15 protein-coding genes and 1 tRNA gene are annotated in these 20,506 nt (G+C 32.0%); 9 read left to right on the top strand and 7 right to left on the bottom strand.

Annotated elements, in window-relative coordinates:
• Positions 1 to 11: 11 nt before the first annotated feature.
• Genes ASC44_RS09265 through ASC44_RS09280 form a run of 4 tightly spaced genes read right to left on the bottom strand, consistent with a single transcriptional unit; the run spans position 12 to position 5,605 of the window.
• The gene (locus tag ASC44_RS09265) at positions 12 to 1,625 is read right to left on the bottom strand and encodes a S8 family peptidase (RefSeq protein ID WP_055447320.1); all 1,614 of its coding nucleotides are present in this window, start codon (positions 1,623 to 1,625) and stop codon (positions 12 to 14) included.
• Positions 1,626 to 1,649: 24 nt separating this feature from the next.
• On the bottom strand, positions 1,650 to 2,522 hold the full coding sequence (locus ASC44_RS09270; RefSeq protein WP_055447321.1) for an MBL fold metallo-hydrolase: 873 nt from the start codon (positions 2,520 to 2,522) through the stop codon (positions 1,650 to 1,652).
• Positions 2,523 to 2,573: 51 nt separating this feature from the next.
• On the bottom strand, positions 2,574 to 4,760 hold the full coding sequence (locus ASC44_RS09275) for a SulP family inorganic anion transporter (protein ID WP_055447322.1): 2,187 nt from the start codon (positions 4,758 to 4,760) through the stop codon (positions 2,574 to 2,576).
• On the bottom strand, positions 4,757 to 5,605 hold the full coding sequence (locus tag ASC44_RS09280) for a universal stress protein (protein WP_055447323.1): 849 nt from the start codon (positions 5,603 to 5,605) through the stop codon (positions 4,757 to 4,759). Before ASC44_RS09280 ends, ASC44_RS09275 begins: the two co-directional genes overlap by 4 nt.
• Positions 5,606 to 5,740: 135 nt before the next feature.
• On the opposite strand from ASC44_RS09280, the gene ASC44_RS09285 reads away from it, so the two are divergent.
• The 4 genes from ASC44_RS09285 (at position 5,741) to ASC44_RS09300 (ending at position 11,868) form a co-directional block, all read left to right on the top strand.
• Positions 5,741 to 7,591 carry a cation:proton antiporter gene (locus ASC44_RS09285; RefSeq protein ID WP_055447324.1) on the top strand — a complete coding sequence of 617 codons (1,851 nt, stop codon included), beginning with the start codon at positions 5,741 to 5,743 and terminating at the stop codon, positions 7,589 to 7,591.
• Between the two features lie 121 nt (positions 7,592 to 7,712).
• Positions 7,713 to 10,070 (top strand): TonB-dependent receptor, encoded by a 2,358-nt coding sequence (locus ASC44_RS09290; protein WP_193787265.1) that lies wholly within the window; start codon positions 7,713 to 7,715, stop codon positions 10,068 to 10,070.
• A 15-nt stretch (positions 10,071 to 10,085) separates the two neighbouring features.
• Positions 10,086 to 11,099 carry a sensor histidine kinase gene (locus ASC44_RS09295; protein ID WP_055447326.1) on the top strand — a complete coding sequence of 338 codons (1,014 nt, stop codon included), beginning with the start codon at positions 10,086 to 10,088 and terminating at the stop codon, positions 11,097 to 11,099.
• Between the two features lie 4 nt (positions 11,100 to 11,103).
• Entirely contained in the window at positions 11,104 to 11,868 is a 765-nt protein-coding gene (locus ASC44_RS09300; protein ID WP_152973310.1) for a LytR/AlgR family response regulator transcription factor, read from the top strand.
• 68 nt (positions 11,869 to 11,936) lie between these two features.
• Here the strand turns inward: ASC44_RS09300 and lepA are convergent, their stop codons facing one another.
• Positions 11,937 to 13,733, bottom strand: a complete 1,797-nt coding sequence (gene lepA / locus ASC44_RS09305; protein WP_055447328.1) for a translation elongation factor 4 — start codon at positions 13,731 to 13,733, stop codon at positions 11,937 to 11,939.
• 161 nt (positions 13,734 to 13,894) lie between these two features.
• On the opposite strand from lepA, the gene ASC44_RS09310 reads away from it, so the two are divergent.
• The 3 genes from ASC44_RS09310 (at position 13,895) to dusB (ending at position 17,857) form a co-directional block, all read left to right on the top strand.
• The gene (locus ASC44_RS09310) at positions 13,895 to 16,288 is read left to right on the top strand and encodes an outer membrane beta-barrel protein (protein ID WP_055447329.1); all 2,394 of its coding nucleotides are present in this window, start codon (positions 13,895 to 13,897) and stop codon (positions 16,286 to 16,288) included.
• 137 nt (positions 16,289 to 16,425) lie between these two features.
• Complete coding sequence (locus ASC44_RS09315) at positions 16,426 to 16,824, top strand: DUF4345 domain-containing protein (RefSeq protein ID WP_055447330.1); 399 nt, start codon at positions 16,426 to 16,428, stop codon at positions 16,822 to 16,824.
• 37 nt (positions 16,825 to 16,861) lie between these two features.
• Entirely contained in the window at positions 16,862 to 17,857 is a 996-nt protein-coding gene (gene dusB / locus ASC44_RS09320; RefSeq protein ID WP_055447331.1) for a tRNA dihydrouridine synthase DusB, read from the top strand.
• 236 nt (positions 17,858 to 18,093) lie between these two features.
• Here the strand turns inward: dusB and ASC44_RS09325 are convergent, their stop codons facing one another.
• Positions 18,094 to 19,308 (bottom strand): ABC transporter permease, encoded by a 1,215-nt coding sequence (locus tag ASC44_RS09325; protein ID WP_055447332.1) that lies wholly within the window; start codon positions 19,306 to 19,308, stop codon positions 18,094 to 18,096.
• Positions 19,309 to 19,313: 5 nt separating this feature from the next.
• Positions 19,314 to 19,715, bottom strand: coding sequence for a 30S ribosome-binding factor RbfA (gene rbfA, locus ASC44_RS09330; RefSeq protein WP_055447333.1), 402 nt, complete (start codon positions 19,713 to 19,715; stop codon positions 19,314 to 19,316).
• A gap of 173 nt (positions 19,716 to 19,888) precedes the next feature.
• Between rbfA and mce the strand changes: the two genes are divergently transcribed.
• Both mce and ASC44_RS09340 read left to right on the top strand, forming a co-directional pair.
• Entirely contained in the window at positions 19,889 to 20,305 is a 417-nt protein-coding gene (mce, locus tag ASC44_RS09335; protein ID WP_055447334.1) for a methylmalonyl-CoA epimerase, read from the top strand.
• Between the two features lie 47 nt (positions 20,306 to 20,352).
• Positions 20,353 to 20,426, top strand: a tRNA-Ile gene (locus ASC44_RS09340).
• Positions 20,427 to 20,506 lie beyond the last annotated feature (80 nt).

The following is a 20,506-nucleotide window of genomic DNA, read 5'->3' on the forward strand; positions in this document are numbered from 1 at the left end:
AGATTATTATTTTACTTGGCTACTTGTGAAGCCATAATTAATGCATTGTAAGCATTAACCATTTTACCAGATTTAGTTAAAGTACTAAAATCTCTTACATCATCTCCATTACCACCAACAGTAACTTTAGCATTTATAGCTAAACCAGAGTCCATAATAACTTGCTTAACCTGTGCAGCAGTTAACTTTGGGTACTGAGACCAAACTAATGCAGCTACACCGGCAACAGCAGGAGACGCCATAGAAGTTCCTCCCATAGTTTTGTATTCGTTTTCTGGTGTTGTAGAATATATTGCTGCTCCTGGAGCAAAAACATCTACGTTTTGTTTTCCGTAATTAGAAAAACCAGCAACCATTGCAGTTCCATATTTAGGAGCTAATGCACCAACACGAATGTAAGTATTACTAATTTCTACATAATTTACATTATCATCTGGGAAGTTAGGTTCTGTATCTACATCTTCACTAGAGTTTCCTGCAGCGTGTACAAAAATTACATTGTTATCACTTGCGTATTTTATAGCATCTCTAACCCAATCAGCATGAGGAGAAAAACTTTTACCAAAACTTCCATTTATTACTTGTGCACCATTATCTACTGCATAACGTATTGCTTTAGCAATATCTTTATCATACTCATCTCCATTTGGTACTGTACGAAGACTCATAATTTCTACATTATTCGCAACTCCATTTGCTCCTAAACCATTGTTACGTTCTGCACCAATAATTCCAGCAACATGTGATCCATGGCTTTCAGATTTTTTTACAGGCATAACGTTTCCATTTCCATAACCTGGCTTGTCGTTAAAATCGTCTGGATTATCTCCTGTTGTTCTTCCCTTAAAATCTTTATTTAAGTTAAAAGCAACTTGATCACCATAATAGTCTACACCACCTTTAACTTGCTCTATAACTTCTGGTAAAGATTTAGCACCTCTTCCATACATATCAGTAGCAGTTTCTGCGGCGGCTTTTAATGTTGCATCTTCGGTTGTAATAGCTGCTACTTCTTTAGAGGTATAATCTTCTTTTTTAAAGTGAGCTGCTAATGCTTTATGTGCACCTTCAACAGAGTTGTAAATACCTTCGTATTGTTGCTTTCCAGCTAAAGCTGCATTATATTCTGTATCATATTTAGCTTTTGCTTCAGCATATCTGGGTGCACTTGTGTCTCCACTTGCTACTAAACGAATGTATTCTAACTGTTCATCATAGCCATCACCAAGAAAATTCCAACCGTGGATATCATCTACATAACCGTTTTTATCATCGTCTATCCCATTACCAGCAATTTCTTTTTTGTTAGTCCAGATTACACCATCTAAATCTTCATGATTAAAATCAATACCAGTATCTATAACTGCTACAATAACCTTTTTTCCTTTTTTTCCTTTTATTATTTCAGCGTAAGCTTTATCAACACTCATACCAGGAATAGTGTCTTTTGCAAGGTCTAAGTGTCCCCAATTATGTGCTTCAGATTCTGTTAAAGCAGCTTCTTTAAGTGGTGAAGTGTCGATGTTTTCAACAGGTGTTGTTAAAATTGGTGAACCACCACCACAGCTAGATAATATTGCAGCTGAAAATACAGAAAACAAAAGTGTTTTATTAATTAATTTCATGTTATAAAATGTTTAGTTGTTAATTTAAAGATTAAAAATGTCGTTGCTTGAAAAAGAGTCTTTTAAGCGCACACCTTTTTCGGTATGTTGCACAGTAATTATTTCGTTATGCGCATCGTGTTCCAAAAATAAGTAATAATTATGAGTTGCTGCGAGATTCAAGAATTTTTCCTTCTCGTCTAGGGTTAATAGTGGCCTTGTGTCGTAGCCCATTACAAAAGGTAAAGGCAAGTGACCAACTGTTGGTAATAAGTCTGCCATAAAACAAATGGTTTTACCCTTATAATTGATCATTGGTATCATTTGTTTTTCGGTATGGCCATTAGCAAAAAAGATATCGAAGCCTAAAGCAGAATTTTTTAGAATGTCTTCTGAAGGACTCTGTGGAAGCTTAGTAAACTTTAAGTGTCCACTATCTTCCATTGGCATAATATTTTCTTTTAAAAATGAAGCAACCTCACGACGGTTAGGCTTTGTTGCCCAATCCCAATGTTTTTGATTACTCCAAAAATGAGCATTCTTAAAAGCAGGTTCTAAAAGTGTTCTGTCCTTGTTATATTGTATAGATCCACCACAATGATCGAAGTGGAGATGCGTCATGAAAACGTCGGTAATATCATCGCGATGAAAACCATATTTAGCAAGAGATTTATCTATACTATCGTCTCCCCAAAGATGATAATAGCCATAGAATTTCTCGCTTTGCTTGTTTCCCATTCCTGTATCTATTAAAATAAGACGATTTCCATCTTCAATTAATAAACAGCGTGCAGCAATATCAATCATGTTATTACTATCTGCAGGATTGGTTCTTGTCCATAGTGATTTTGGCACAACACCAAACATAGCACCACCATCGAGCTTAAAATTCCCTGCATTTATTGGATATAAATTCATAACTGCAAATTATGAAAAACTAAGGGATTGAGAGTAGACGTTAAGTTTTTATTAAGAAACTACTTGTTGTAAACGTTTACCAAAATCGTATAGTGCCTTGATTTCTTTTATACTAGCTAATCTTTCGCGACCAAAAATAAGTAAATCGTGACCATTAGATTCTACGTGATAGTAAGGGTTACTCTCGAAAAAATGGGTAATTTCATCTGTAAAAAAAGCTTGGATAGCCTTGGTGTCTTCACCAAGTAAATAAAACCTTTTAGAAAAATCGGTATGGTTTGCAATAGGAATATCTTTAAAACCAGCAAATGCATATACCTTTTCTAGGAAACCCTCGCGGTCTAACGTAAATTCGGGAATACTTTTGTCTAATTTTATATGTAGCATTGTTGATCTAACGACTTCTTTAGCAATAAATTCACCTTCAGAAAACTCGATATCGAAAGTGTTTATTGCTTCATTTTTATTAGATAATTGATTATAAATGTAGTTTATACTCTTTACTCTAAAGAATAAGAAACTATCTAAGAAATGTGTCTCTCTTTCCTTTTTAGATACGTAGCTTAATTGGTAGTCTTTTGCTAACTCTTCTATGGTTGTTTGGCGACGCGTTAAACTCTTTTTAATAACATTTGGTACGGGTAATAGACGACGTAAAGCAAATGGGTGTTTAGAATCTGTATCGTGTAAATCAAGACCAAGCACCTCAAAATGGCCACCTCTTTTTGTAAATAATTCTTGATAATTGTTGAGGTTTTCCATAACAGTATGATCCACAAATTTACAAAGTGAAAAATCTACGATTACATCTTCGGTTTCTGGAACTGCATCTAATTTTGCTTTTAGTTTATAAAAATTTAGGAAACTGCAAAAGTGTTTTACACTTACATAATAATTACGGTCTTCCTGAAACATTAAAACATTAGGTTTTAAAAGGTTTCTTCCAAAAAGACTAAAACTTTTATTAATTATAAGGTGTAAAATAAAGGTGACTACAACTCCAGAAGCAATACCAGAAATTAAACCTATTTTTAAGGTTACAAGTAATGTAACAAAGAAAATTATTAACTGTTCTCGACCAATTTTAAAAATTTTTCTAATATTTTCTGGTGATGCTAGTTTATAACCTGTATAAACCAAAATAGCCATTAATGCAGGTAGTGGAATACGTTGTAATTGCGAACTAAATAGCACTATAAAAACAACTAAAAAAGTAGCATGAAAAAAGTTTGAAGACCTGTTACTTCCACCATTATTAACGTTTACAGAACTTCTAGCAATTACAGTGACTACGTTTAGTCCTCCAAGAAAACCACTTCCAATGGTCGCTAAACCTAGTGCTTTTAAATCTCGATTTACATTACTTCTTCGTTTTTCTGGATCGAGTTTATCTACAGCTTTTATACTTAATAGGGATTCTATACTAGCAATTAAGGTTAACGCCAAAACGCTTGTCCAAAATGGTAAAGAGTCAATTTTACTAAAGTCTATGGTTGGAATTTGTTCAATAATTTCTGAGAATTCAGGAATACCAGAAATCATATATTCAAGCGCAATTGGGTTGTTTTGGTGAGCAACTAATTCGAAATAATAACTAAATGCAATTGATAAAATAACAATCCACATTGGAGCAGGAATAAGCTGTAAATATTTATTTCTAATTTTAGAATAGAAAATCATGATTACAAAGCTTATTACTCCAGCTGCCGCTGCGTAAAGAAGGCCTGTATTATTATAATGTATGGCGTCGTTTATGGTAAAAGGAATTTCTAATAAATAATCAATAGTGTCTTCTCGTTTAATACGGTGCGCTAGCATAATATGAAACTGTTTTCCTAAAATAATAAGTCCAATTGCTGCTAACATTCCTTGTATTGCCGAAGAAGGGAAGAAGTCTGCTAATTTTCCTAAGCGTAAAAAGCCAAGAATTAAAAGTAAAGCACCAGAACAAATTATGGCTGCATACGCGCTTTCTATTCCTAAAGTAGAAATTGCGACTAAAAGCACTCCAACAAGACCGTTACCTGGTCCTGAAATAGTAACATTACTACCGCCTAAAATAGAGACTAAAACACCTCCAACAACAGCAGCAATAACACCAGATATTGGAGGTGCCTCACTAGCCATTGCAAGTCCTAAACCTAAAGGTAATGCAATGAGGCTTACTACAAAACCAGAAAAAATATTTTTTGGTAATGCTTGAAAAAACGTTTTTATGTTATTCTTTTTTTGGCTCATTGAATAATTAAAACATCGGTTGGTAATTCGGTTAAAATATGTTCAATATCGTGTGGGAACAAACGATCCCAAAAAGTCATTTTTGTAGGCGCATTCATAATTAATAAATCGGCTCTTGCAATTTGAGCATAATGACCAATCGAGTAGCCTTGTGTACCAAAAATTGGTTGAGATTTTATAACAATATCTTTTGTAAATTCTTCAGGTATATCTTCAATAATATGATTAATTCTTGAGCGTTCGCGGTTTCTAAGTCTTTCTTTTAGAATTGTTGTTTTTCTAAGCGATTTATCGTCATTTAACTTAACTGCAATTTCGTTTTGTTTTATTTCTTCAACAATTGTTAATTTTTCGGCCTTTAATTTAGAGCCAACATAAAAAGCTGTAGCTATTGTTTGTTCGGTTTTTGGATCTATTAAACCATTTACAACAATATGTTGGCAAGGTAAACGCTCAATAGATGGGTTTATTAACAATAAAAGAGAACACTTGGCTTTTCTAGTAATTTGGCGGGCAATAGAACCTACGTAATAAGTAAATATTTTTTCTCTTTTTGCAGCACCAATTACTAATAAATCTACTTTTTTCTCTTCGGAAGCACCCAAAATAACTTCAACAGGATCTCCTGGTTTAAAAATTACTTCGTAATCTAAATTGTCTTTTTTAAAGGTATTTAGAATATTTTTTAAACTTTCTAGCTTGTCTTCAGACGCATTACCAACGTGAATTAAAACCAATTTACTTTCAAAAAACAGCGCCAAACGTGCAGCCTCATAAAGGTTTGCTTTTAAATTTGGAGAGAAGGCAATACCTAAGCCTATGGTTTTGAATGGTTTTTGAATCACGGTTAAATAGTTTCGAAAAAAGTGAAGATAGTTTTTTTCATAATACCTGACAAACATTGAAGTATTGTTGATAGAGTTAAAGAAATGATTTAAATATTTATAACTTTAGCCTTTTAAATATATAAGCGATATTATATGGTAGAATTAGGAGGTATTATTATTCTTGGAATATTAGCACAATGGGTGGCCTGGAAATTTAAGATTCCTGCTATTTTACCCTTAATTTTAATAGGACTTTTAGTAGGACCAATTGCCGCCGAATTTTTAAGTGAAGATGGTACCAAATGGATAGAACCAATTTGGAATGGAGAAGAAGGTTTATTTCCTGGACAAAGCTTATTTTATTTTGTCTCATTAGCTATTAGTATCATTCTTTTTGAAGGAGGACTAACGCTTAAAATGAGCGAAATAAAAAATGTTGGACCAGTAATAACAAAGCTTATTTCTTTAGGTTCTATGGTTACATTTTTTGGAGCGGCAGTAGCTGCACATTACTCCTTTAATTTAAGTTGGGAGATTTCGTTTTTATTCTCAGGTCTTATTATAGTTACTGGACCAACAGTAATAACACCTATTTTAAGAAACATACCGTTAAAGAAAGATATTTCTACAGTATTAAAGTGGGAAGGTATTTTAATCGATCCCATTGGAGCATTGGTCGCTGTTTTGGTTTTCGAGTTTATAAGTGTAGATGGCGGTGGAGAGTTTACAAAAACAGCATTAATAGAGTTTGGTAAAATTGTATTATTTGGTAGTACTTTTGGTTTCACTTTTGCACACGCTATGAACTTTATAGTTAATAAAAAGCTAGTACCACATTATTTATTAAATGTGTTTGCTTTGGCAGCAGTACTTGGTGTTTTTGTATTGTCTGATACTTTTGCACATGAATCTGGTTTACTTGCTGTTGTAGTAATGGGAATGGTTTTAGGAAACTCTAATGCTCCTTATTTAAAAGAGCTTCTTTACTTTAAAGAGTCGTTAAGTATCTTGTTAATTTCTATTTTATTCATTCTTTTAGCAGCGAATATTAACATGGAAGAATTGTATCTAATTTACAGCTGGAAAACAGCAGTATTATTTGCAGCAGTTGTATTTATTATTCGACCTATTGGTGTGTTTTTAAGTACTCATGGCTCTTCTTTAAAGCTTAACGAAAAAATATTTATTAGTTGGGTAGGACCAAGAGGAATAGTTGCAGCAGGTATTGCTTCATTATTTGGCTTAAAATTAGCAAAAGAAGGCGTTCCAGGAGCAGAGTATATAACACCTTTGGTGTTTATGATTGTTTTAGGAACCGTATTATTAAACGCTACAACTGCACGATTATTTGCTAAATTAGTTGGAGTGTTTTTAACTAAATCTGATGGTATTTTAATTGTTGGAGCCAGCAAAGTATCACGATTAATTGGTCATTATTTAGAATCTAATGGAAGGCACGTTGTATTAATAGATAGTAATCAAAGCAATATTGTAAAAGCTAAAGAATTAGGCTTAGAAGCTTTTAATACCAATATTTATTCTGATACTTTAATGGATAATATAGAGCTAAACGATGTAGGTTATTTAATGGCATTAACAGGAAGTAATGATATTAATAAGTATGCTATTAACAAGTTTAGTAAGCAGTTTGGTGAAAATGGATCGTTTAGATTAGTTTCTGTAGATGAAATGCAAGATGAAAAAAGCAACCCAAAAGAAGGCTTGTTTTCTCAGACAGACGATTATACCACACTTAGTAATGTCACTAGAAAATACCCAAGTATTCAAGAAATTGAATTAAGAGATAAAGCACATTACGATAGTTTAATTGAAATGGCTAATAACGATAAAGATATTATCCCTCTATTTATTAAGAATGAAGCATCCGAGATAGAAATTATTTCTTCCCATAACAAAGATGTTGAAGAAATAGGTGAAAATTGCCATTTAGTGTATTTAGGTAAACCTTTTGATGTTGAAGAGGTTGCTAATGAAGAAGCCTAATTAATTTAATTAATTTTAAAAAAACCAGTTCATCTTGTTTTTAACCCATTTCGGCATATTGTATTTCTATTAAAGGATTGATGATTTTATATTTACGTCATCAATCTTTAACGAATCAATTATGAAATTAAATCTATTATTTATTCTGTCTTTCCTTTTCGGAATTACGTTGAGTTTCGCGCAAAACATAACCGGAACTATTTTAGACAATACCAATCAACCACAGCCTTTTGCTAATGTTCTTATTTATAAAGAAGGAAGCACTAGTCCTTTAACAGGAACCGTTAGTGATGATAACGGAAAGTACGAGTTTAAAAATCTAGAGCAAGGTAGTTACAGTTTAGAAATCTCTTTATTAGGTTTTAAAACCGAAAAGTGTGACGTTTTTCAACTCGTACAAGAATCAAAAACAGTAAACTTCACCTTAAAGGAAGAAGCCCAAACGCTAGGAGAAGTTGTTATAAAAAGCAAACGACCAGTTATTAGGCAAACGGCAGAAAAACTAATAGTAGATTTAGAAAATTCTGAAATGATAAATTCTAATTTACAAGATGTTATGAAACGTGTTCCAGGTGTTATTGTAACCAATAATGGAATAAGCTACGCAGGAAAAAGCAATATTAGAATTTTAATAGATGGCAAGACTACCGAGTACATGGATATGGACACTTTGCTTCGCGATATGCCAGCCGATAATATAGCAAGAGTAGAACTAGTAGAACAACCAGGAGCAGAGTTCGATGCAGAAGGCTCTGGACCAATAATAAACATTATTTTAAAGAAAAATGTAAAATTAGGTACACATGGTAATGTTGTAGGTTGGGTTGGTGAGGACGAAGGTATCGAGTATGGAACAAGTGCTTCGATAGCGAGCTATAAAAACAAACTAAATTGGCAAACAAGTATTGGGTATTCAAGTCCTACTTGGCGGGAAGATTTGTTTATTAAAAGAACTGTTGGTAATAACACATACGATCAAGCTACAATAGAAGCTTATAATCCACAAAGTATTAGATTAGGAGGTAGCGTAGATTATTACATAAACGATAATAATACTATAGGAATTGGTGTAAGAAGAAACACAACAAAGTCCGATAGGACCTCTCAAAGTTCAAACATAATTACTAGTGAAACTGCAACAGACTTTTTACTATCTCAAAACACTTACGATAGAGACCAAATTGTTTTTAATGTAAATCCATATTATGAGTATAAAACAGGTGCTCATAAATTTAACATGGATTTTAATTTTGTAGATTATTCTAACACTAATAAAAACACTATTTCTTCAGTTTTAGGAAGTACTATTCCATACACAAATCAACGTTATTTACAAGATGGAGAGTATCAAATTAAAACCTATAAAGCAGATTATTCAAGACTGTTTTCTGAAGATTTTAAAGTCAGTTTTGGTAGTAAATTTTCAAATGTAAATACAGATAGCGATTTAATGTCTTTTACCGAAAACGATAACGGAAATTTTGATTTTAATGCAAATGCAAGTAATCGATTTTTAGTAGATGAAACTGTTTTTGCACTCTACTCTAAATTAAATTTAACCAAAGGAAAATGGTCTTTTTCTGGAGGATTACGTTTTGAAGATAGTAATACTAAAGGCACATCAAGCAGTAATAACGAAACACGAGAGCGTAAAATTTCTAAACTATTTCCAAGTGCTTCCTTGAGTAGAAAAATAAACGAAAACTTAAGCGGAAGTATTGCGTATAGTTATAGAATTCGCCGTCCAAATTATAATACTTTAAATTCATTTGTAACCTATTACGATCCGTTATCGTCCGATGTTGGAAACCAAAATTTAAGGCCAGCTTTTACTAATAATTATCAGTTTAATTTAACCTACGATGGGCAACCTTTTTTTACGGTTGGTTATAGCGAAACCGAAGATGCTATGTTTCAGTTTATATCGCAAAATAATGATACAGCCGAAATAAGTAGAACAACCATTAATTTATCGGACAGTAAAAACTGGAATTTTAGATTATTTGGACCTTTAAGTTTTATTAAAGGTGTAGAAGGTTATACCGGTTTTATTGTAAATTATAATAAGTTTGAGTCTAACCCAAACAATTTAAACCTAGACAAATGGAGTTTAATGTGGTTTTCTCAAGCGAGTTATGAGCTGCCATGGGAAATTAGTGCAGAACTTAGTGCAAACTATGGAACGGGAGCTTTAGAAGGTGGTATAGATACAGACTGGTTTGCAGGACTAGATTTTTCTTTTGGAAAAAAATTTTTAGACGAAAGCCTTAAACTAAACTTAGGCTTCAATAAAATGCTAAATAGAGGTTTTATAGGTGAAATAAACTATAATAACTTGCAAGCAGATGTGGAAAGCAACCAATCAAGACAAAATATTCAGTTAAGAGCAACGTATAGTTTTGGTTCTAAATACGGAAAAAAGAAGAACAGAAGTAATGCTTCTAAAGACGAAGAAAATAGAATTGATGATAATAATTAATACATTCGTTTTAGAATGAATACAAAACTAAACAAATCGGATTATATATTACTGACTATCTATTTTGTAATATCCATTGCAATGCAGGCGTTAGATTATTACGATCGTCAGGCATTAACAAGGGAATATTGGGTCGATTTCCCTGTAGACATAATAATGATTCTTACATTAATTGCAATATTTATGTATTGGCTAATACCTAAATATATTATAGAGCAAAAAAAGTATTTCAATTTTATATTTTTTAGTCTTATAGCCATGATTGTTATTGGAGGTATAGATAAAGTTGTTGGTTACTGGTCTGGAGATAATGATTGGAGTCGATTCCCTTCAACCTTTTGGTTTATTATTGAATCTATATCCATAAGCGCAAACCAAATGGGATTGCCTTTTGGGTTGCTTTTAACCAAGAAATTTTACGAAAGCCAAACACAGCTTCTTACTATAGAAAAACAACAAAAAGAAAACGAACTCAAATTATTACGTTCACAAATAGATCCTCATTTTTTATTTAATAATTTAAATACATTAGACTCTTTAATAGATAGCGATCCAGATAAAGCGAAAGAATATATTAATAGGCTATCGTTAATTTATCGCTATTTAATAAAGACTAAAGATGCTGAGGTCATGGAGTTGTCTGAAGAAATTGAATTGGCAGAAAATTACATGTTTTTAATTAAAACGAGATTTGGAAACGATTACGATTTTAAAATTGAAAGAGACACAGACATTACAGATAGGTTTATTCCAACAGGAGCAATTCAAGCCTTATTAGAGAACGTTGTAAAACACAATAAGCCACAAAACAACAAAGCAATAGCAACAACTATTTTAGTTGAAGAAAACACGCTTAAAGTAACAAATACAAAATCTGGAATCTTATCTAAAGACGAATCGTTTGGAACAGGTTTAGAAAACTTAAAAGCACGATATAAATTATTATCAGATAAGGAAGTAATAATTATAAATACAGATAAAGAATTTGTTATTTCAATTCCAATTATTAAATTAATTGACGAAAATTAGAACAATGAAAATTTTAATTCTAGAAGACGAAATACCAGCATATCAAAAATTAGTTTCTTTTGTAAACGACTATTTTAATGAGCATATTCCTCACGATTGGGCAAGATCTAATACAGAAGGAAAAGTGTTTCTGGTAAACAATAAGTACGACTTTATTTTGTCGGATATCCAATTGTTAGATGGCGTCTCGTTCGATTTGTTTAATGAAATAGATATCGATTCTCCAATTATTTTCTGTTCTGCTCACGACGACTATTTGTTTCAAGCCTTCAACACAAATGGTATTGCATATATTTTAAAGCCGTATACGCAAACAGATTTTAAAAAGGCTATAGAAAAATATCAGTCTTTATTTAAACAAGGCGATTATAATTCACTTTCTAGCGAAACAATTACAGAACTTAAAGTTGCTTTAAAAGAAGAATCTAATAGCTACAAAAAACGTTTCGTAATTAAAAAAGCAAAAGGAATTCAACTCTTAAATGTTTCAGAAATTAGTGTAATTGAAGCTTCAGGAGATTTTTGTATTGCCACAGATTTTAAGGGAAAACGGCACATTATTTCTCAAAATTTAGGATCAATTCTTCAACAATTAAATCCAACTAAATTTTTTAAAATAAACCGAAGCGAGATTCTAAGCATAGATTACATAGAAAATTTAGAAAGTCATTTTAAAAACCGATTACTAATTAAAGTAAAAGGCTTAAAAGATAAAGTAATGACCAGTTCTTCTACAACAGCAGAGTTTAGAAAATGGTTAGAGCAATAAAGCAAAAAACCTTCAGCGTAAACTGAAGGTTTTTTTTATATCTAAAATTCGAATTGTTAATAATCGAATTAATCATTCAACTTTAAAACAGCCATAAATGCTTGTTGAGGTATTTCTACATTACCAACTTGGCGCATACGTTTTTTACCTTTTTTCTGCTTTTCTAGTAACTTACGTTTACGCGAAATATCTCCACCATAACATTTTGCCGTTACATCTTTACGTACAGCTTTTACTGTCTCTCTAGCAATAATTTTTGCTCCAATTGCTGCTTGAATAGGAATATCGAATTGTTGACGTGGAATTAATTCCTTCAACTTAGCACACATTTTTTTACCAATATTATTAGCGTTGTCTGCATGTATAAGCGCAGAAAGCGCATCAACAGGACTACCGTTTAATAATACATCTAAACGTACTAATTTTGACGTTTTCATACCAATTGGATGGTAATCGAAAGAAGCATAACCTTTAGATACTGTTTTTAAACGATCATAAAAATCGAAAACAATTTCTGCTAAAGGCATTTCGAACGTTAATTCAACACGCACAGCTGTTAAATACGTTTGGTTAGTAATCATACCACGTTTTTCAATACATAAACTCATAACATTACCAACAAAGTCGGCTTTAGTAATTATGGTTGCTTTAATAAACGGCTCTTCAACACGATTTACTGTAGAAGGATCTGGTAAATCACTTGGGTTATTTACTATAAAAGGTGTGTCTGGATGTTTGTTTGTAAATGCATTGTACGATACATTGGGAACCGTTGTAATAACAGTCATGTCAAACTCACGTTCTAAACGCTCTTGAATAATTTCCATGTGTAACATTCCTAAGAATCCACAACGAAAACCAAAGCCTAATGCCGCAGAACTTTCTGGAGCAAACACTAAAGACGCATCATTTAACTGAAGCTTTTCCATAGAGTTTCTAAGCTCTTCGTAATCCTCTGTATCTACAGGGTAAATACCTGCAAAAACCATAGGTTTTACATCTTCAAAACCTTCAACAATGTTAGTCGTTGGGTTTACTGCATCTGTAATAGTATCTCCAACCTTAACTTCTTTTGCTGTTTTAATACCAGTAATTAAATACCCAACATCTCCTGTTTTAACACTCTTTTTTGCAACTTGAGTTAGTTTTAAAGTACCAACTTCATCTGCGTTATATTCGTTACCTGTAGCAACAAATTTAATTTTTTGTCCTTTTTTAATTTCTCCGTTAAAAACTCTAAAATACGTTTCAATACCTCTAAATGTATTGTAAACCGAATCGAAAATTAAGGCTTGTAAAGGCGCATCTGGATCTCCTTTTGGAGCCGGAATACGTTCAATAACTGCTTTTAAAATATTCTCGACACCAAAACCCGTTTTTCCACTGGCATGAATAACTTCACTTGGATCACAACCTAAAAGGTCTACAATATCATCTGTTACTTCTTCTGGGTTTGCACTTGGTAAATCTACTTTATTTAAAACAGGAATAATTTCTAAATCATTGCCAAGGGCTAAATATAAATTAGAAATCGTTTGTGCTTGAATACTTTGTGCAGCATCTACAATTAACAATGCACCTTCACAGGCAGCGATAGATCGCGATACTTCGTAAGAGAAATCTACGTGACCAGGTGTATCAATTAAGTTTAAAATGTATTCTTGACCTTCGTAAGTATATTCCATTTGGATGGCGTGCGACTTAATGGTAATACCACGTTCACGTTCCAAATCCATTGTATCTAAAAGTTGCGCTTGTTGTTCACGTGCGGTAACAGAGCCTGTTGCATCGAGTAAACGATCGGCAAGTGTACTTTTTCCGTGATCAATATGTGCAATTATGCAAAAATTTCTAATGTGCTTCATAATCTATAGGCTCTCAAAAAAATGGAGAGACTGCAAATATAAGGCATTTATTGGCGATTTTTTTAGTTTTCTTCGGCTTAGTAAACAGTTAAAATTTACGGTTTTTACCGTAACAAAAAATGAAAAACTATTAGTAACTTGCTTTTTCGTTAAAAAATCAAATGAAATATATATTATACTTAATTATTTTTCTTTTTTCTTCGGAAATTATAGCACAAGAATTCACCATTTTTGGTACTGTTACAGAAGAATCTGGAAAACCTATCGCTTACGTTAATGCTGTTATTTTTTCTTCGGATGAATCGAATATTATTACAGGCTCAAGTACCAATGAAGCAGGTGAATTTAATATTGAAGATCTAATTGCTGGAGATTATATTTTAAAAATATCGTCTCTTGGTTTTGTTGAAACAAGTCAAGCAATAACACTTTCTAAAAACACCAATATTGGAAAGGTGACCTTAAAAGCCTCAACCCAAACCTTAGGCGAGGTTACTCTGGTAGCTAAAAAGCCAACCATTAAAAAAATGGCAGATCGTTTAGTTTTTAATGTTGAAGGTACGGCGTTAACCGAAGGTAATGTTTTAGACGTTTTACGTAACACACCATCTGTTTTTGTTTCCGACGGAACCATTAAAATTAAAAGAGACTACCCAACAGTGTATATAAATGATAAAAAAGTAAATTTATCTGGAGAGGATATTATTCAATTTTTAGATAACACACCTGCAAATAGTATAAAATCTATAGAAGCTATTACAACTCCGGGTGCAAAGTATGATGCTTCAGGTGGAGCTGTTTTAAATATTGTAATGGGTAAAAATTTTACTATAGGTTATAATGGTCGTGTTTTTGGTAGTTATAAACAAGGTGTTTTTCCTAGTTACACTAGTGGTATTTCTAATTTTTATAAAACTAAAAAAATAAGCCTTTCTGCAAATTACAGTTATTCTAAAAATAAGATTAATCGTGATAATGACGATAGTATTAGTTATTTAGATTCAGATAATTCGCTAAATGAATTATGGGATTCTAATTTAAATAGAAATACAACGCTAGAAACGCATAATATAAATACGAGTTTAGATTATTTTATTGATGATAACAATACTGTTACCCTATCTTCAAAGATAAGCTTAACACCATACTTTAAATATAGTACAAGAAACAAGACGTCGATATTTAATAATCAAGCAGATTTGCAATCCAGTTTTAATGCTAATACATTATCAAGAGATGATAAGAGCAATTTAGCTTTTGATGTAGATTATGTTAGTAAGTTTAAAAATAACGATAAATTATCTGTAAACGGAAATTATACAAGCTATGATTACTCTAGAGTACAAGGCGTAAATAGTCAATATTTTTTAGCAGATAATAGTTTTGATTTTGATACCGCTTTTAAAACTAATTCTAATCAAAAAATTAATTTAACGTCGTCTCAGGTGGATTATTACAAACCACTTGGTGAAGAGTCTTCTTTATCTTTTGGTATTAAAAATGCTGTTGTATATACAAATAGCGATTTAACGCAGTTTGATATTATTGATAGTCAAGAAGTTTTAAATACGTCTAATATTTTTGATTATAAAGAAAACGTGTTAGCTGGTTATGTAAGCTATGATGATAAATTTGGAGATTTTAGTTTTACTACAGGTTTAAGAGTGGAACAAACTAATCTTGAAGGAGAATCGTTTAACACCTTAAATAAGCAGGATTACTTAGAGTGGTTTCCAACAGTTATTTTAAACCACAAAACATTTAAAAAGGCCAAACTATATGCAACTTATAAAAGATCTATTTCAAGACCTGTTTATGAATCGCTAAACCCTTTCAAATATTTTTTAAATGATAATGTTATTGTTTCTGGGAATCCTAACTTACAACCATCATTTAGTAATAAATGGAATTTTGGTACTGTTATAAATAATAAACATCAAGTTTATATGACCTTAACAACTACAAACGGAAATATTAACGAGTTGCCTATACAAGATAATACAACTAATATTATAACATTTACACCCGAAAACATTGGTAAAACAACAACTTTAGGTTTTAGTTACGAGACTGATTTTACACTATTAGATAAGTGTTATTTTTATTTTGGAACAGAGATTTATAATGCAACAGAAAAAACAAAAATAGAAAACCAAAATATAAAACTAAGTCAATGGTCTAACTATACTTACTTGGCAGGAAGTGCGGATTTTTTAAAAGATCAAAGTTTATCTGCATATATATCTTTAACATATGTGGGTAAAAATTTATTAGGACTTCAAGTGCATCAAGGGAGTTTTTATTCAGATTTAACTATTTCTAAAACCATTTGGAATAAAAAAGGAGCAATATCTTTAGTTGCTTCAGATTTGTTTAATACACAAGATTTTAAGACTACTTCTAATTTTTTAAACCAAAGTAATACGCGATTTGCAGACCAAGATAATCGCTACATTAAACTAGGTTTTAGTTACAAGTTTGGTAATAGAACACTTGAAACTAACGAGAAAGATAAATCTAATAAAGAACGTAATAGAATACAGGCGCGAGATTAGTAAAAGTGCTTTTTTTATATAAACACGAATGCTATCTTTCAGTAATAAATAACTTATTATTACATCCAGAACTAGTGTTTCTATTAAAATAAAGGAGTACAATTTGTCATCGAATTTATTTTAAAATAGATTAAAAAATGATTAAATCTAAAACCGATTTCATAAACAAAATTCACCTTATAATTTCGGTAAGCATTGTCGTACCAACAGCAATAATATATGGTTTTAAACCAGAATTAAGCTTCGATATGTTTTTAGAAACTACAGACGAGCATAATTTTTATAAAGCGGTCATGGGACTGTATTTGGGGTTTTCGATGTTATGGATATGTGGTGTTTTAAAAGCTAGTTATCTTAAAGTAGCTATTGTAACCAATATTATTTTTATGCTTGGTTTAGGTTTTGGAAGAGTAGTTAGTATTATGGTAGATGGAATACCAACTTTTGGTTATGTTTTTGGGGTAATTGCAGAACTCTTTTTAGGTTTTTATGGACTTTGGGTTTTAAACCGAATTAATAGAGATATAAAGGTTTAAGAAAAAACCGTAATTTTGCCAAAAAAAAACAAACACATTGGTAAAAATAGATACAATTGAACTTCCGGATTTCCCATTACTTTTAGCACCAATGGAAGATGTTAGCGATCCACCTTTTCGCGCTTTATGTAAAGAACAAGGTGCAGATGTTGTGTATACTGAGTTTGTAAGTAGTGAAGGCTTGATTCGTAATGCTGCAAAAAGCGTTATGAAATTAGATATTTACGAAAAAGAAAGACCTGTTGGTATTCAAATTTTTGGAGCTAATATGGAGAGTATGTTAGAAACTATTGATATTGTTACGGCTTCTAAGCCAGATATTATTGATATTAATTTTGGTTGTCCCGTAAAAAAGGTAGTAAGTAAAGGTGCTGGAGCAGGTATTTTAAAAGACATCTGTTTAATGGAGCAACTAACTGCCGAAATGGTAAAACGTACCAATATTCCAATAACAGTAAAAACCCGTTTAGGTTGGGATGACGATTCTATTAGAATTGTTGAGGTTGCCGAAAGACTTCAGGATGTAGGCTGTAAAGCCATTGCTATTCATGGTAGAACTAGAGCGCAAATGTATAAAGGTAACGCCAATTGGAAACCAATTGCAGACGTAAAAAACAATCCTAGAATGCATATTCCTGTATTTGGAAATGGAGATGTTACAACGCCTGAGCTTGCTATGAAAATGCGAGACGAATATGGTTTAGATGGTTGCATGATTGGTCGTGCTACTATTGGAAATCCTTGGTTTTTTAAGCAAGTAAAACACTTTTTTGAAACAGGTGAGCATTACAGGCCAATTACTATGCAAGAACGAGTAGAAGCTGCGCGTAGACACTTACAGATGTCTATAGATTGGAAAGGAGAAATATTAGGTGTTTTTGAAACTAGAAGACATTACACAAATTATTTTAAAGGGATTCCACACTTTAAGGAACACCGAATGAAAATGGTTACAAGTGACGCATCTGTAGATGTTTTTGCTGCTTTCGATGAGGTTTTAGAAAAGTTTGGAGATTTTCAGTTTACGGAATAGTGGAAAGTCAAATTTCAAAACCTAACCACAAATTTCAAAAACTTACTCAGTTCTAAATAGAGTTTAATAACCTCTTCTTTTATATTTTAAGATAAATTTAATGGTTCCTCTCTTTAGTTAAAGAGGCGGTTTTAATCTTAGATTAAAAGTGGAGAGTTTGCGAGTTGCGGGAAGCTGCAAAGAACAACAAAGTTTTAAGTAAATAGACAATTTTTAGGCAACTCGCCAAAAAATTTCTAACCTGTTTTTACCATCTCTTTAGTAATTCTTGCAGAAGCAATTTTTGAGGCTATTACACCCAAAACGGTAATAGTTATAAAAACAAGAAGGATGTTTTCAAACTTAATAGCAAGTGGATAAGGTAATCTACTAGTAATGTATACTTTTAGAAATTCGGGACCGTATATTTGGTTTAGGGAAACCAGATAACCAATAAATAAGCCTAAAAGAGAACCAATAATGGTCATTGCGGCACCTTGAATAAAGAAAATACGTCGTATATCTTTTAGTGTTGCTCCAATACTATAAAGCGTGGTTAGAGTCCTTTTTTTGTCTAAAATCATCATGATTATAGAACCAATAACATTAAAAATTAAAATAATAGAAACTAATGTAAGCAGCAGATAAACCATTAGGTTTTCGGTGTTTAACATTTTGTTTAAAGCATCGTTTAACTGTGCTGTATTTTTTAATGTGATATTATCTCCTAAAATGGCTTGAATTTGAGATTTTACTTCGTCTTCGTTTGCGCCTTCTTTTAACCTAAATTCAATATTTGTAATTTGGCTGTCTTTAAAACTTAGTAATTCTTGTGCAACCTCTATTGACGAGAATATATAACTATCGTCTAATTTTTCGTTTACAGTAAATACACCAACGTTTGTAGTTTGTACTTGATTAAAGGCTTGCTCTATAGAAGTAATTTGTCCTTTTCCAGGTTTAGGTACAAATAGCGTAATTCGCTTTCCATAATCTAAAAGACCTATGTTTAAACTATTAGAAACGCCATATCCAACTACAACCTGGTTGGTTTTATCGGTTAACCAACTGCCTTCCCATAAAATAGAATCTACTACGTTTAGCTTTGTGTAATTAGCATCTACACCTTTAATAAATAAAGGTTGTTTTTTACCATCGAAAGAAGCAATAACACGCTCTTCTACTATTTTAGAATAACTTGCAATACCTGAAATTGCATTTAATTTCTCTTGGGTATTTGGTTCTAAAATAAAAGATTTACCAATAGTAGCTTCAGCTTTTAAATCGGGATCTATTATGGTTGTGTACTGAAGCGTAAATTCGCGAAGACCAGCAAAACCAGAGAGTACAACAAATAAAGAAGCAGAGCCTAAAACAATACCTATAATAGCAATGTAAGTGATAAAATTAATCGCATTATTAGAGCTTTTAGACCGTAAATAGCGTTTTGCGATGTAAAGTGGAAAGCTCAAACAGTTTAGGATTTTTTGCGTTTCTTAAAAAGGTCTGGATCTTTTAATGGGTTGTCTTCTCCCTTTAAAGATTGTTCAATTTTGTCAATATGTTCTAAAGAATCGTCCACAAAAAAGTAAAGTTGTGGCATTCTACGTAATTGATTTCTTGTACGTTGGGCTAATTCATGACGAATAAAAGGTTGGTTAGATTTTATGCCTTCTACCAATTCCTTCGCTTTATTATTTGGGAAAATGCTTAAATACACTTTCGCTACCGATAAATCTACGGTTACACTAACCTTAGATACCGAAATAATAACACCACGCATACCACCTTGAGTAGCTGCTGTTTGTAGTATATCTACTAGATCGCGTTGTAAAACCGATCCTATTTTTTTTTGTCTTTGACTTTCTTCTGTTTTCATCTATTGTATTACTCCCAACACTTTAGTATTAAAGATTGGACTGCAAAAATACGCTTTTTAAATATTATAGTATTTTTGAATGCAAGTTTTGTACCTTAATTAACGATTAGAACTTAAATAAATTTAAAAAAGAGGTTTCCGTCTACGCGGAAATAAAAAAAACAAAGTATTAAATGAATAAAATAGAACACATAGGTATTGCTGTTAAAAGCTTAAAAGATTCAAATAGTTTGTTTGCTAAATTATTTGGAGAACCACATTATAAATTGGAAGAAGTAGAGTCCGAAGGTGTAAATACGTCCTTTTTTCAAGTAGGTGAAAATAAAATTGAATTGTTAGAAGCGACTAAGGAAGATAGCCCAATAGCGAAGTTTATTGAAAAGAAAGGTGAGGGTATCCACCATATAGCCTTCGATGTTGATGATATTGTAACCGAAATTAAACGATTAAAATCTGAGGGTTTTATAGTTTTAAACGAAATTCCAAAAAAAGGTGCGGATAATAAATTAGTAGCTTTTTTACACCCAAAGTCCTGTAATGGAGTACTTATAGAGCTGTGTCAAGAAATAAAGGAAGAAATAAAGAAATAAAATGTTGCGACCTTTTAAAATTAATATTAGATTTGCAAACCAATTTTGGTCCCATAGCTCAGTTGGTTAGAGCACCTGACTCATAATCAGGTGGTCCTTGGTTCGAGCCCAAGTGGGACCACTTAAAATTGTAAAGCCTTTCATTTAGTTGAAAGGCTTTTTTGTTTTTTATAGGTAAACATCCCGTATTGCGCCTTGTTC

This window comes from Lacinutrix mariniflava (assembly GCF_001418015.1).
Taxonomy (GTDB): domain Bacteria; phylum Bacteroidota; class Bacteroidia; order Flavobacteriales; family Flavobacteriaceae; genus Lacinutrix; species Lacinutrix mariniflava.

Coding starts and splice junctions, on each gene's coding strand:
- ASC44_RS09265 (WP_055447320.1), bottom strand. CDS start 1,625: ATGAAATTAATTAATAAAACACTTTTGTTTTCTGTATTTTCAGCTGCA.
- ASC44_RS09270 (WP_055447321.1), bottom strand. CDS start 2,522: ATGAATTTATATCCAATAAATGCAGGGAATTTTAAGCTCGATGGTGGT.
- ASC44_RS09275 (WP_055447322.1), bottom strand. CDS start 4,760: ATGAGCCAAAAAAAGAATAACATAAAAACGTTTTTTCAAGCATTACCA.
- ASC44_RS09285 (WP_055447324.1), top strand. CDS start 5,741: ATGGTAGAATTAGGAGGTATTATTATTCTTGGAATATTAGCACAATGG.
- ASC44_RS09290 (WP_193787265.1), top strand. CDS start 7,713: ATGAAATTAAATCTATTATTTATTCTGTCTTTCCTTTTCGGAATTACG.
- ASC44_RS09295 (WP_055447326.1), top strand. CDS start 10,086: ATGAATACAAAACTAAACAAATCGGATTATATATTACTGACTATCTAT.
- ASC44_RS09300 (WP_152973310.1), top strand. CDS start 11,104: ATGAAAATTTTAATTCTAGAAGACGAAATACCAGCATATCAAAAATTA.
- lepA (WP_055447328.1), bottom strand. CDS start 13,733: ATGAAGCACATTAGAAATTTTTGCATAATTGCACATATTGATCACGGA.
- ASC44_RS09310 (WP_055447329.1), top strand. CDS start 13,895: ATGAAATATATATTATACTTAATTATTTTTCTTTTTTCTTCGGAAATT.
- ASC44_RS09315 (WP_055447330.1), top strand. CDS start 16,426: ATGATTAAATCTAAAACCGATTTCATAAACAAAATTCACCTTATAATT.
- rbfA (WP_055447333.1), bottom strand. CDS start 19,715: ATGAAAACAGAAGAAAGTCAAAGACAAAAAAAAATAGGATCGGTTTTA.
- mce (WP_055447334.1), top strand. CDS start 19,889: ATGAATAAAATAGAACACATAGGTATTGCTGTTAAAAGCTTAAAAGAT.